The sequence below is a fragment of the Mesorhizobium sp. WSM4311 genome (genome assembly GCF_002295115.1).
In the GTDB taxonomy this organism is placed as follows: domain Bacteria; phylum Pseudomonadota; class Alphaproteobacteria; order Rhizobiales; family Rhizobiaceae; genus Mesorhizobium.
In genome coordinates this window covers 123,504-136,299 of record NZ_NSFV01000004.1, presented here as the reverse complement: position 1 = coordinate 136,299, position 12,796 = coordinate 123,504, and the positions used below count along the sequence as shown (strand labels likewise).

The following is a 12,796-nucleotide window of genomic DNA, read 5'->3' as shown; positions in this document are numbered from 1 at the left end:
CGGGTGGGGCAGGACAGCATGATCGGAAAAATCAGGATTTTCCTGGCCCTGGGCCTTGTCGTCGCCGGCTCGCTGGTCCTGGTGCCATTGCAGATCCTGTCGATGAAGACCGGCTGGTGGCCGGAAACCGTCATTCTCAAGATCTGGCACCGGCTGATCCTCAGGGCGCTCGGCATGCGCGTCCATGTCAAGGGAACGCTGTCCGACAAGCGCCCCTTGCTGGTGGCCTCCAACCACATCTCCTGGACCGACATCATGGTGCTTGGGTCCTTTGCCGATGTGAAGTTCATCGCCAGGGCCGATATGGAAGGCTGGCCGCTGATCGGCATGCTGTCGAAACTGCAGCGAACCGTCTTCATCGAGCGCGAACGCAAGCGTTCTTCCGGCGACCAGGCAAGCGAGATCGCCAGTCGCATGGCCAAGGGCGATGCCATGGTGCTGTTTGCCGAGGGGTCGACCGGCGACGGCAATGCCGTCCTGCCGTTCAAGAGCACGCTGTTCGGTGCGGCCTCGATGGCGCTTTCGGAGGGCGCGGCCGAGCAGGTGTTCATCCAGCCGGTGGCGATCGCCTATACGCGCCTGCACGGCGTGCCGCTCGGCCGCCGCCATCGGCCGATCTCGGCCTGGATCGGCGACGAGGATCTGATGCCGCACCTCAAGGTGCTGATGGCGGAGGGCGCGCTCGACGTGGAAGTGCATTTCGGCGAGCCGGTCGCCTTTGCCAAGGGCTCGAACCGCAAGGAAACGGCCAGGCTGATGGAAAGCCAGGTGCGCGGGATGATGCAGGCGGCACTCGCCGATCCGCGCCCGAGCCGCTAGCCTGGATCCTGCGCCTGCGCGTGCACGCCGAGAATCGCCTGTTTTTTGTCACGGAAAGGCGTTAGAAGCCGCCGGATGGACTTGAACACGATTGAAAGCGACGACATCGGCAGTGTGGCCGGACAGCCGGCAGTGCGCGCCAAGGCAGCGAAGAAGGTCTTCATCAAGACCTATGGCTGCCAGATGAACGTCTATGATTCACAGCGCATGGGCGATGCGCTGGCCGCCGACGGCTACACCGCGACCGATGCCATCGACGAGGCCGACCTGGTGCTGCTCAATACCTGCCACATCAGGGAGAAAGCGGCGGAGAAGGTCTATTCCGAGCTCGGCCGCATCCGCGACATGAAGGCGGAGCGCGCCATTGCCGGCCGCGAAATGCTGATCGGCGTCGCTGGCTGCGTGGCGCAGGCCGAGGGTGCCGAGATCATCAGGCGCTCGCCGGCCGTCGACCTTGTCATCGGGCCGCAGACCTATCACCGTCTGCCCGACGTGCTGGCGAGGGTGCGCGGCGGCGAGAAGATCGTCGAGACCGACTACGCCATCGAAGACAAGTTCGACCATCTGCCGCAGCCCAAGCGCGCCGAGGTCATCAAGCGCGGCGTCACCGCCTTCCTCACCGTGCAGGAAGGCTGCGACAAGTTCTGCACCTTCTGCGTCGTGCCCTATACAAGGGGCTCGGAAGTGTCGCGACCGGTGGCGCAGATCGTCGCCGAGGCCGAGCGCCTGGCGGAGGCTGGCGTGCGCGAGGTGACGCTGCTCGGCCAGAACGTCAATGCCTGGCACGGCCAGGGCGCGAACGGCGAGGAATGGGGCCTTGGCCGCCTGCTGTTCCGGCTGGCCGAAATTCCTGGACTGGCGCGGCTGCGCTACACCACGAGCCACCCGCGCGACATGGATGACGAGCTCATATCAGCCCACCGCGACCTGCCGTCGCTGATGCCTTATCTGCATCTGCCGGTGCAATCGGGGTCCGACCGCATCCTCAAGGCGATGAACCGCAGGCATACGGCCAGGGATTATCTGGCCCTGCTCGATCGCATCCGTGCCGCACGTCCCGATATCGCTTTGTCCGGTGACTTCATCGTCGGCTTCCCCGGCGAGACGGAGGCCGATTTCGAGGCGACGATGGACCTGGTGCGTCAGGTGAATTACGCCTCGGCCTTTTCGTTCAAATATTCGCCGCGCCCCGGCACGCCGGGCGCCGAAATGGCCGATCATGTGCCCGAAACAGTCAAGGACGAGCGCTTGCAGCGGCTGCAGGCACTGCTGTTGAAGCAACAGCAGGACTTCGGTTCCAGCCTGGTCGGCAGCACCATCGACACGCTGATCGAGAAGCCCGGCCGGCAGGCCGGCCAGAAGGTCGGCCGCTCACCTTGGCTGCAGCCGGTTATTGTTGATGAAAAGGCCGGCGAAATCGGTGACATTATCCAGGTGCGAATCACGAAGACGGGCTACAATAGCCTGTTCGCCGAATTGGCCTGATGGTCTCGGCAGATGAGGAGAGACGGTTGAGCGCAGCAGAGCTGAAGAACCTGCCCCCGGTACCGGCATCTGGGGCTTCTGACATGGCGCACATCGTTCTGACTTTCGACAACAACAAGCTTGCCAGCGCCCTTTACGGTCAGTTCGACGAGAACCTCGCCCGGCTCGAGCAGAAGCTCGGCGTCGACATCCGCTCGCGCGGCAACCAGCTGACCATCAAGGGGTCGGCTTCGGCCGCTGAACAGGCGCGCCGTGTCTTGGACAATCTCTATGGCATTCTGCAGAAGGGCGTCGATATCGGCCAGTCCGACGTTGACGGCGCCGTGCGCATGGCGGTCGCCGCCGACGATCAACTGACCCTGCCGACGCTGGAGCGCAAGGGCAAGGTCTCCGCTGCCCAGATCTCCACCCGCAAGAAGACCATCTATGCCCGTTCGCTGAACCAGGACGCCTATATGCGGGCCCTGGAGCGGTCGGAACTGGTGTTCGGCATCGGTCCGGCAGGCACCGGCAAGACCTATCTGGCGGTTGCGCATGCGGCGATGCTGCTCGAGCGCGGCATGGTCGAGCGCATCATCCTGTCGCGGCCGGCCGTCGAGGCCGGCGAGCGGCTGGGCTTTCTGCCCGGCGACATGAAGGAGAAGGTCGATCCCTATCTGCGGCCGCTCTATGACGCCCTCTACGATATGATGCCGGCCGACAAGGTCGAGCGCGCCATTGCCGCCGAAGTCATTGAAATCGCGCCGCTCGCCTTCATGCGCGGCCGCACGCTGGCGCATGCAGCGGTCATCCTCGACGAGGCGCAGAACACCACGCCGATGCAGATGAAGATGTTCCTGACCCGTCTCGGCGAGAATTCGCGCATGATCGTCACCGGCGATCCCACCCAGATCGACCTTCCCCCGAGCACGAAATCGGGCCTGGTCGAAGCCTTGCGCGTCCTCGACGGCGTGGCCGGCGCGGTCACCGTGCGTTTCAACGATGTCGATGTCGTTCGCCATCCGCTGGTGGCGGAAATCGTCAGGGCCTATGACCGCGACGCCAAGCTGGCGCGCGGCCTCGGCGCCGAGAATTGATTTTTGTCGATGCCGCTTCATGCCTGAGGACAATTTATCCGGCGACGGGGAGCCTCCCGTCGACATCGATATATCGGTCGAAGCGGGTGATTGGCCCGATGAGGCAAGCCTGACACGGCTGGTCGATCGTGCGGTTGGCGCTGCTTTCACCGAGACCGGCGTGACTGGCCGTTCCGAACTCAGCGTCGTTTTTTCCGACGACGCTCATATACGTACGCTCAATGCCGAATGGCGGGGTAAGGACAAGCCCACCAACGTCTTGTCTTTCCCGGCTTTTCCGTTTGTACAAGGCGGCCCGCTGCCGCCGATGCTGGGCGATATCGTGCTCGCCGCCGAGACGGTTTCTCGCGAGGCGGCACTGGAAGACAAGCCAGTGCAGAACCATATCACCCATCTCGTCATCCACGGCCTGCTGCATTTGCTGGGCCATGATCACGAGACCGACGCCGAGGCCGAGGAGATGGAGGCCATCGAACGCGCAGCGCTCGCAAGGCTTGCCATTCCCGATCCCTACGCGTAACTACATCTGACAATTGACCGGACGACGATGAACGACAAACCAGAGACTGCCGCCCGCCCTGACGCCGGCAGTGCGCCCAAGGCTTCCGATACGTCGGAAGAGGGATCAAGTCCGAGTACCGTTACCTCTGGTGCTGCCAGCGCCGGCAGTGCAGCCAGCGAGCCTTCGCCTGCCGGACCCTCCCTGTTCGATCGTGTTTTGGGCCTGTTCAGGCAACGTAATGGCACCAGCCTGCGCGAGGAAATCGCCGACGCTCTGGCCGAGACGGCGAGCGATGCCGGCGCCTTCTCGCCCGGCGAGCGCGCCATGCTCAACAACATCCTGCGCCTGCGTGAAGTGCGCGTCGAGGATGTCATGGTGCCGCGCGCCGATATCGAGGCGGTCGAGATCACCACGACACTCGGCGATCTCCTGGGCACCTTCGAACAATCCGGCCATTCCCGCATGCCGGTCTATTCCGAGACGCTCGATGACCCGCGCGGCATGGTCCATATCCGCGACGTTCTGGCCCACATCACCAAGCTCGCGCGCGTCAAGAAGGGGCGCACGACCAGGAAGACGCCCGTCGCCACGCAGCTCGATCTTGCCCAGGTCGACCTCGCGCGCACCATCGGCGAGCTCAATCTGATCCGCCAGGTTCTTTTCGTGCCGCCCTCGATGCTTGCTTCCGACCTGATGGGCCGGATGCAGACAACGCGCACGCAGATGGCGCTGGTCATCGATGAGTATGGCGGCACGGACGGGCTTGTCTCGCTCGAGGACATTGTCGAAATGGTCGTCGGCGACATCGAGGACGAGCATGACGACGACGAGCCGATGATCACCCAGGCCGGCGACGGTGTCTTCATCGTCGACGGCAAGGCCGAGATCGACGAGGTCGCCAAGATGATCGGCGAGGATTTCGCCGCCGGCGAACATGGCGAATATGTCGACACCATCGGCGGCATGATCTTCAACACGCTCGGCCGCGTGCCGGCGCGCGGCGAGGTGGTGCAGGCCATTCCGGGCTTCGAGTTCCATGTCCTCGATGCCGATCCGCGCCGCGTCAAGCGCGTGCGCATCGTGCAAAGCCAGAAGGGCGAACGCCGTCGCCGCGCCACGGCCCGCACCGAACAGGCTTGAGTTTCCGCTGCAGATGACGGTGGACGACCCGTTCAAGCATTCAAGTCTGGGTTCCGGTGTCTTCTACAGAGATCCGCGCGCAGCGCTGGCGTGGCTCGAAGCGGCTTTCGGCTTCGAGCGCAGCATGGTGGTGAGCGATGCCGACGGCAACCTCGTCCACGCCGAGATGCGGTTCGGCGACTGCTACATCATCGTCGATTCCGAATGGAGCGATTATGTCGCGAGCCCGGCTTCGGTCTCGGGCAAGAACACGCAGTCGGTCTATGTCAGGCTCAGGGATGGCCTGGAGGCGCATTGCGAGAAGGCGCGGGCGGCCGGCGCCGACATAATCCAGGAGCCGACGGACCAGTTCTACGGCGAACGCCAGTATCGGGCTCGCGATCGCGAGGGCCATGTCTGGACCTTCACCCAGCCCATCCGTTGCGTTTCCCGCGAAGAGGCCGAGCGGCTGAGCGGCCTGCGCATCGACGGCTGGCACCGGTAATGCATGTCGCCCCAAAAGTGACCTCGGTTTGGGAGAACGACATGCATAAAAACAAAGCTCTAAAGCGCGTCGCATGAATCCGTTTCAACGCGACGCCCTCCAGAGCGCGATCGGATCATCGCGGCTGACAGGCAGGCGTTTGGAGCGCGGGCCGCGGCCTGATAAATCTTGCGTCCTGATTCGCGCGACTCGGAAGTATGCATGGAGCGCCTGACCGGCCGGATAATTCTGCTTTGGGGTTGGCGGCGTGCGCTCCTGGCCTTTCTTGCCGGGGCGCTGGCGGTGCTTGGCCAGGCGCCCTATGATTTCTTCGCTGCCTGCTTCATCTCGTTTCCGCTGCTGGTCTGGCTGCTCGACGGCGCGACCGGCGAAGCTTCAGGCAGCCTTTTCAGACGCTTGCGGCCGGCCTTCGCCGTCGGCTGGTGGTTCGGCTTCGGCTATTTCCTCGCCGGCCTCTGGTGGATCGGCTCGGCGTTGCTGGTCGAGGCAGACGACTTTGCCTGGGCGCTGCCCTTCGCCGTGGTCGGCATTCCCTTCGCGCTCGCCTTTTTCTACGGCTTCGCGACGATGGTCGCCCGGCTTCTGTGGAGCAGCGATATCGGCCGCATCGCCGCCCTTGCCTTCGGCTTCGGGCTGATGGAGTGGCTGCGCGGCTTCCTGTTCACCGGTTTCCCCTGGAATGCCATAGGCTACGCAGCAATGCCGGTGCCTCTCCTCATGCAGAGCGTGTCGGTGACCGGCATGATCGGCATGAACGTGCTTGCCGTGTTCCTCTTTTCATTGCCGGCGCTGCTCGCGGCGCGCCGGCATCTGCGCCTGGGTGCGGCGCTGTTCGGCCTGCTTGCATCGGCCCATGTCGGTTTCGGCTACATCCGGCTTGCCGCTCCTGAAAAACCGGCGGAGCGCAGCCTCGATGTCCGCATTGTCCAACCGGCCGTCGACCTCAGTGAAAAATGGGATGCCTCGGTGCGCGACCGTATCTTCGCCACCTTGCTCGGCCTGTCCGCCAAGGCGCCGGACCCCGGTCACGCCAAGCCACAGCTCATTCTTTGGCCGGAAACCTCGGTGCCGTTCCTCTTCACCGAGCGCCCCGACGCGTTGACGGCGCTGGGCGACATGCTGGCCGATGGCCAGATGCTGATCGCCGGCGTCGTTCGCGAGGAAGGCGGCTCGGCGGCCAGCACTGACAGCCGCTATTACAATTCCGTGGTGGCGATCAACGACAGGGGCGAAATCGTCGATGCCGTCGACAAGGTCCATCTGGTGCCGTTCGGCGAGTACCTGCCTTTCGCCGACCTGCTCAACCGTTTCGGCATCGCGCAGCTTGTCGCCGGACCGGTGACGTTCGCTGCCGGCAACGAGCGCCACGCCATCACACTGCCGGGCGGCATCCGTGCCCTGCCTTTTATCTGTTACGAGGTGATCTTTCCCGATCTTGTGGCAGTTGACGCTACGTCAGCACAGCTTATTGTGAACGTTACCAATGATGCCTGGTTCGGGGACACACCGGGACCGTATCAGCATTTCAGGCAGGCCCAGATTCGCGCGGTGGAGAACGGATTGCCCTTGCTGCGTGCTGCCAACAACGGCATCTCGGCCGTCGTCGATCCACACGGACGCATCGTCGATGCACTGGGCATCGACGCGCGCGGAGCCATCGATGTGAAGGTGCCGATTGCCGGACAGACGGTCATTTCCTCGGGCCAGAGGCGCATTAACGGAATGCTGATCATGTTGCTGTTTGCGCTCGGGGGAGCGCTGTTGAGCGTAAGGCAAAGGCTACGGGTGAATTGACAGTCGACACATTAGAAACTCATACTGTATCGCCTGAAAATTTCTCGAAGTCGGTGGATCGGTCTGTTGGGGCAGTCGCCTCCGGCTTTTTTTGGGCGGGAAAAAATCACAAAGCCGAAAAAATTCGGCGAGGAAAAAATGACAGAAGAAAACAAGAAGAAACCCAATCCCATAGACATTCACGTTGGAAGCCGCATCCGGCTTCGCCGCAACATGCTCGGAATGAGCCAGGAAAAGCTGGGCGAAAATCTCGGCATCACATTTCAACAGATCCAGAAATATGAAAAGGGCACCAACCGCGTCGGCGCCAGCCGGCTGCAGGCGATAGCCTCGATACTCGGCGTGCCCGTCGCCTTCTTCTTCGAGGATGCGCCGGGCCAGGAGGCGGCGGCCGGCCGCGGCTTTTCCGAGGATGCGTCGATGGCTTTCGCCGTCGAATTCTGCGGCAGTCCCGAAGGCCTTCAGCTCAACCGGGCCTTCGTCAAGATCGCCGACGTCAAGGTCCGCCGCAGGATCATCGACCTGGTGAAGTCGCTCGCCGCCGAAGATCTCGACTGACCCTCGATACACCTCGAACCGGCGGCATTCGCCGCCGGTGGCACAAGATATCGACATCGACAGTCGTGCCAGCATGGCGGCAACGCTTGACGAGCGACGCTTTGCCCCGCTAACACGTGGCGCGCCAAAATCGGCAGCCTGCCGATCGTTTTTCAAGAGGGGACACCCGTGACGCGGCAGAACTACTTCTTTACCTCGGAATCCGTTGCCGAGGGCCATCCCGACAAAGTCTGTGACCGGATCTCCGACGAGATTGTCGATCTGGTCTACCGTGAGGCCAAAAAGACCGGCATGGACCCATGGAAAGTCCGTGTCGCCTGCGAGACGCTCGCGACCACCAACCGCGTCGTCATCGCCGGCGAAGTGCGCGTTCCCGAGACGCTGCTGAAGAAGGACAAGGCTGGCAACATCCTCAAGGACGCCGCGGGCCACCCGGTGGTGAATCCGGCAAAATTCAAATCCGTCGCCCGCAAGGCGATCCGAGAGATCGGCTACGAGCAGGCCGGGTTCCACTGGAAGACGGCCAAGATCGAGGTTCTGCTGCACGGCCAGTCGCCCGACATCGGCCAGGGCGTCGACAACGCCGCCGACCGCCAGGGCGAGGAAGGTGCGGGCGATCAGGGCATCATGTTCGGCTATGCCTGCCGCGAGACGCCGGACCTGATGCCGGCGCCGATCTACTATAGCCACAAGATCCTCGAACTGCTGGCCGCCGCCCGCCACCAAAACAACGGCGAGGCCGGCAAGCTCGGCCCGGACGCCAAGAGCCAGGTCACCGTCCGCTACGTCGACGGCAAGGCCGCCGAGGCAACGCAGATCGTGCTGTCGACCCAGCATCTCGACGCGACGTGGGACTCCAAGAAGGTCCGAAAGGTCGTCGAACCCTACATCCGCGAGGCGCTTGGCGAGCTCAAGATCGCCGACGATTGCATGTGGTACATCAACCCGACCGGCAAGTTTGTCATCGGCGGCCCGGACGGTGACGCCGGCCTCACCGGCCGCAAGATCATCGTCGACACTTATGGTGGCGCGGCACCGCATGGCGGCGGCGCCTTCTCGGGCAAGGACACGACCAAGGTCGACCGTTCGGCAGCCTATGCAGCGCGCTATCTCGCCAAGAATGTCGTGGCGGCGAAGCTTGCCGACCGCTGCACCATCCAGCTTTCCTACGCCATCGGCGTCGCCCAGCCTCTGTCGGTCTATGTCGACCTGCACGGCACCGGCAAGGTCGACGAGGCGAGGCTCGAGGATGCGCTGCGCACGGTGATGGACCTGTCACCGTCGGGCATCCGCCGCCACCTCGACCTCAACAAGCCGATCTATGCCAAGACGTCGTCCTACGGCCATTTCGGCCGCAAGGCCGGCCGCGACGGGTCTTTCTCCTGGGAAAAGACCGATCTCGCCAAGGCGCTCAAGGATGCTGTCGCGGCCTGAACGCTGCGACAGACCTGCGCCGCCAGATGAGCCCGCAAGACAGGCCAAGCCGTACGACCGAAGCCTTTTTCGGTCGTCGGCGCGGCAAGCCCGTCCGTCCGCAGCAGGCGGCGGCCCTGGAAAGCGGGCTTGGCGCCTACCGGCTCGATCTGACGGCTGATGCGCCGTCGGATCTGCGCACTCTGTTTGAAAGTGACGTTTCGGCCGTCAGGCTCGAGATCGGCTTTGGCGGCGGCGAACATCTTCTGCACCGCGCCATCGAGGCGCCGACAACAGGCTTCATCGGTGTCGAGCCCTTCGTCAACGGCATGGCCAAGATGATGATGGCGGTGCGGGCAACGCCGCTGGCCAATTTGCGGGTCCATGACGATGACGCCACCCGGCTGCTCGACTGGCTGCCGCCGGCCTCGCTCGACGGCATCGATCTTCTCTATCCAGATCCATGGCCGAAAAAGAAGCACTGGAAGCGGCGTTTCGTCAGTCCGGTCAATCTCGAGCGTTTCGCGCGGGTCTTGAAACCGGGCTCAAAATTCCGCTTCGCGTCCGATATCGACACCTATGTGAACTGGACCTTGCTGCATTGCCGGGCGCATGGCGCCTTCGCATGGCAGGCGGCCGAAGCCGCCGACTGGCATCGCCCCTATGAGGGCTGGCCAGGCACGCGTTACGAGGCGAAGGCCGTTCGCGAGGGCCGGCGGCCTGCCTATCTGACCTTTGTCAGGAAATAGGCGCGCCCCTCGCCAGATTTTCAGAAACGGCCGATTCTGTTGAAGATGGCCGGATCCATGCCGAGCTTGCGCAAATCGTCGGCGCGAGGCTTGCGCCCGGCTTCCACCGAGCGTGACGCTGCAACGGCGCCGCCGAATGCGGTGAAGATCTCGCCCAAGGCGGAAAACAGTCTGCGATTGCTCATGATCTTGTCCTTTCGCGCGCCACCGCGCGCCTCTTCTGTTCGTGTCGTGGCTAACAAATAAGAGCGCTCCGCCGGCTCTCACAGGGGGATTGGCGCATGGTGGCCATGCGCCTGGAGCAATGCTGACGCTGTCAGCCCTTTTGCCGGTTCGGCACGGCGGGCTTGAAACACAGGCCATGTTCGTTTATATCAACCTCAAATTCTTGGTCGGTATGACGAAGAGTGGGTCCACCCGGTCCCGCTCTTTTTTATTACCTGCCGATAGGTTCGAAACGACAGGTACTTGATGACTGCAACGGCAAGCGAAGGTGACGACCGCATCATCCGCGAAAGCGGCATCGATGCGCGCATTGCGCTGATCGTTCAGCCGGTGCTGCGCGGCATCGGCTTTCGCCTCGTGCGGGTGCATCTGTCCGGCCAGAACGGACTGACGCTGCAGATCATGGCCGAACGCGAGGACGGCACCATGACCGTCGAGGATTGCGAAGAGGTCAGCCGCGCGGTGTCGCCGGCGCTCGACGTCGATGATCCGATCGAAAAGGCCTATCATCTCGAAGTCTCTTCGCCCGGCATCGACCGGCCGTTGGTGCGCAAATCCGATTTCGTGACCTGGACCGGTCATCTGGTGAAGATGGAAACATCGGTCATCGTCGCGGATCGCAAGCGCTTCAAGGGCAAGATCGCCGAGGCCGGTGAGAACGACGTGCTGATCGAGCGCGACAAGGCGGCCTATGGCGAGGAACCGACGGTGCGTGTGCCTTACGACGCCATTGCCGAAACCCGGCTGATCCTGACCGACGATCTCATCCGCGACGCGTTGTCGAAGGACAACAGGGCGCGCAAGGAAGCCAAGAAACGCCGCGGCGAACCGGATGACGACGCGCCCGAGGGCGCGGAAGCGGACGCCACGGAAGAACACGAACAGGAAAGTTGATTGAGCTGCCGGGCCCAAAAGTCCGGCAAACAGGCTCGGGAGAAAAAACATGGTTGTAAGCGCCAATAGACTTGAACTGCTGCAGATTGCCGACGCGGTCGCGCGTGAAAAGTCGATCGACAAGTCGATCGTCATCGCCGCCATGGCCGATGCGATCCAGAAGGCGGCGCGTTCGCGTTACGGCCAGGAGACCAACATCCGCGCCGACATCAACCCGAACACCGGCGAAATGAAGCTGCAGCGGCTGATGGAAGTGGTCGAAAAGGTCGACGACTACGCCACCCAGATCGCCATTTCCTCGGCTCGCGAGCGCAATCCCGACGCGCAGCTCGGCGACTTCATCGCCGAACAGCTGCCGCCGATGGATTTCGGCCGCATCGCCGCGCAGTCCGCCAAGCAGGTCATCGTGCAGAAGGTGCGCGAGGCCGAGCGCGACCGCCAGTATGACGAATACAAGGACCGCATCGGCGAGATCGTCAACGGCACCGTCAAGCGTGTCGAATATGGCAATGTCATCGTCGATCTCGGCCGTGGCGAGGCGATCATCCGCCGCGACGAGCTCATTCCGCGCGAAAACTACAAATATGGCGACCGCGTCCGCGCCTATGTCTACGACGTGCGCCGCGAGCAGCGCGGCCCGCAGATCTTCCTGTCGCGTACGCATCCGCAGTTCATGGCCAAGTTGTTCACCATGGAAGTGCCGGAAATCTATGACGGCATCATCGAGATCAAGTCGGTCGCCCGCGACCCGGGCTCGCGCGCCAAGATCGCCGTCATCTCGCGTGATAGTTCGATCGATCCGGTCGGCGCCTGCGTCGGTATGCGCGGCAGCCGTGTCCAGGCCGTCGTCGGCGAATTGCAGGGTGAGAAGATCGACATCATTCCGTGGTCGCCCTCGGCCGCCTCCTTCATCGTCAATGCGCTGCAGCCGGCGGAAGTCGCCAAGGTCGTGCTCGACGAGGATGCCGAGCGTATCGAAGTGGTGGTTCCCGACGATCAGCTGTCGCTGGCCATCGGCCGCCGCGGCCAGAACGTGCGTCTCGCCTCGCAGCTCACCGGCTGGGATATCGACATCCTGACCGAGGCCGAGGAATCCGAGCGCCGCCAGAAGGAATTCGTCGAGCGCTCGGCGCTGTTCATGGAAGCCCTCGATGTCGACGAGATGGTCGGCCAGGTGCTGGCCTCCGAAGGCTTCACCAGCGTCGAGGAGGTCGCCTATGTCGACGCCGGCGAAATCGCCTCGATCGACGGCTTCGACGACGACACCGCTTCCGAAATCCAGACCCGCGCCCGCGAGTACCTCGAAAAGATCGAGGCCGAGCACGACGAGAAGCGCAAGGCGCTGGGCGTCAAGGACGAACTGCGCGAAATCCCCGGCATCACCACCGCCATGATGGTGACGCTCGGTGAGGATGGTGTGAAGACGATCGAGGATTTCGCCGGCTATGCCGCCGACGACCTGACCGGTTGGAAGGAACGCAAGGACGGCGAGACCAAGGTCTATCCGGGCGTGCTGGCCAATCACGGTGTTTCGCGCGCCGATGCCGAACAGATGGTGCTCAACGCCCGTCTCAAGGCCGGCTGGATTTCCGAAGACGAGCTTGCGGCCGAAGAAGCATCGGCTGACGAAGCCGTTGGTGCGTGAGGTGAAACCGCA

General features: G+C 63.2%; 13 protein-coding genes. 12 read left to right on the top strand and 1 reads right to left on the bottom strand.

Annotated elements, in window-relative coordinates; translation table 11 throughout:
• Positions 1 to 18 precede the first annotated feature (18 nt).
• The 10 genes from CK226_RS11490 to CK226_RS11445 all read left to right on the top strand — a co-directional run bounded on the left by CK226_RS11490 (position 19) and on the right by CK226_RS11445 (position 10,020).
• Complete coding sequence (locus CK226_RS11490; RefSeq protein ID WP_095771814.1) at positions 19 to 819, top strand: 1-acyl-sn-glycerol-3-phosphate acyltransferase; 801 nt, start codon at positions 19 to 21, stop codon at positions 817 to 819.
• 75 nt (positions 820 to 894) lie between these two features.
• Positions 895 to 2,304, top strand: coding sequence for a tRNA (N6-isopentenyl adenosine(37)-C2)-methylthiotransferase MiaB (miaB, locus tag CK226_RS11485; RefSeq protein ID WP_095771815.1), 1,410 nt, complete (start codon positions 895 to 897; stop codon positions 2,302 to 2,304).
• Between the two features lie 83 nt (positions 2,305 to 2,387).
• On the top strand, positions 2,388 to 3,380 hold the full coding sequence (locus tag CK226_RS11480; RefSeq protein ID WP_245437731.1) for a PhoH family protein: 993 nt from the start codon (positions 2,388 to 2,390) through the stop codon (positions 3,378 to 3,380).
• 19 nt (positions 3,381 to 3,399) lie between these two features.
• Complete coding sequence (gene ybeY / locus CK226_RS11475) at positions 3,400 to 3,900, top strand: rRNA maturation RNase YbeY (protein WP_095771817.1); 501 nt, start codon at positions 3,400 to 3,402, stop codon at positions 3,898 to 3,900.
• A 27-nt stretch (positions 3,901 to 3,927) separates the two neighbouring features.
• Positions 3,928 to 5,022, top strand: coding sequence for a hemolysin family protein (locus CK226_RS11470; protein WP_095771818.1), 1,095 nt, complete (start codon positions 3,928 to 3,930; stop codon positions 5,020 to 5,022).
• Between the two features lie 13 nt (positions 5,023 to 5,035).
• Entirely contained in the window at positions 5,036 to 5,506 is a 471-nt protein-coding gene (locus tag CK226_RS11465) for a VOC family protein (RefSeq protein WP_095771819.1), read from the top strand.
• Positions 5,507 to 5,707: 201 nt separating this feature from the next.
• A complete protein-coding gene (gene lnt / locus CK226_RS11460) occupies positions 5,708 to 7,300 on the top strand; it encodes an apolipoprotein N-acyltransferase (RefSeq protein ID WP_095791909.1) in 1,593 nt (530 codons plus the stop codon).
• Between the two features lie 138 nt (positions 7,301 to 7,438).
• The gene (locus CK226_RS11455; RefSeq protein ID WP_095771968.1) at positions 7,439 to 7,858 is read left to right on the top strand and encodes a helix-turn-helix transcriptional regulator; all 420 of its coding nucleotides are present in this window, start codon (positions 7,439 to 7,441) and stop codon (positions 7,856 to 7,858) included.
• A 168-nt stretch (positions 7,859 to 8,026) separates the two neighbouring features.
• Positions 8,027 to 9,292: a methionine adenosyltransferase gene (gene metK / locus CK226_RS11450; protein ID WP_095791908.1), complete on the top strand. Its 1,266-nt coding sequence runs from the start codon at positions 8,027 to 8,029 to the stop codon at positions 9,290 to 9,292.
• A gap of 26 nt (positions 9,293 to 9,318) precedes the next feature.
• Positions 9,319 to 10,020: a tRNA (guanosine(46)-N(7))-methyltransferase TrmB gene (locus CK226_RS11445; RefSeq protein WP_095771822.1), complete on the top strand. Its 702-nt coding sequence runs from the start codon at positions 9,319 to 9,321 to the stop codon at positions 10,018 to 10,020.
• Between the two features lie 20 nt (positions 10,021 to 10,040).
• Here CK226_RS11445 and CK226_RS34875 read toward each other — a convergent pair whose 3' ends face one another.
• Positions 10,041 to 10,205, bottom strand: coding sequence for a hypothetical protein (locus CK226_RS34875; protein ID WP_095771969.1), 165 nt, complete (start codon positions 10,203 to 10,205; stop codon positions 10,041 to 10,043).
• A gap of 286 nt (positions 10,206 to 10,491) precedes the next feature.
• On the opposite strand from CK226_RS34875, the gene rimP reads away from it, so the two are divergent.
• Both rimP and nusA read left to right on the top strand, forming a co-directional pair.
• Positions 10,492 to 11,139: a ribosome maturation factor RimP gene (gene rimP, locus CK226_RS11435; RefSeq protein WP_095771823.1), complete on the top strand. Its 648-nt coding sequence runs from the start codon at positions 10,492 to 10,494 to the stop codon at positions 11,137 to 11,139.
• A 49-nt stretch (positions 11,140 to 11,188) separates the two neighbouring features.
• The gene (gene nusA / locus CK226_RS11430) at positions 11,189 to 12,784 is read left to right on the top strand and encodes a transcription termination factor NusA (RefSeq protein ID WP_010913320.1); all 1,596 of its coding nucleotides are present in this window, start codon (positions 11,189 to 11,191) and stop codon (positions 12,782 to 12,784) included.
• Positions 12,785 to 12,796 lie beyond the last annotated feature (12 nt).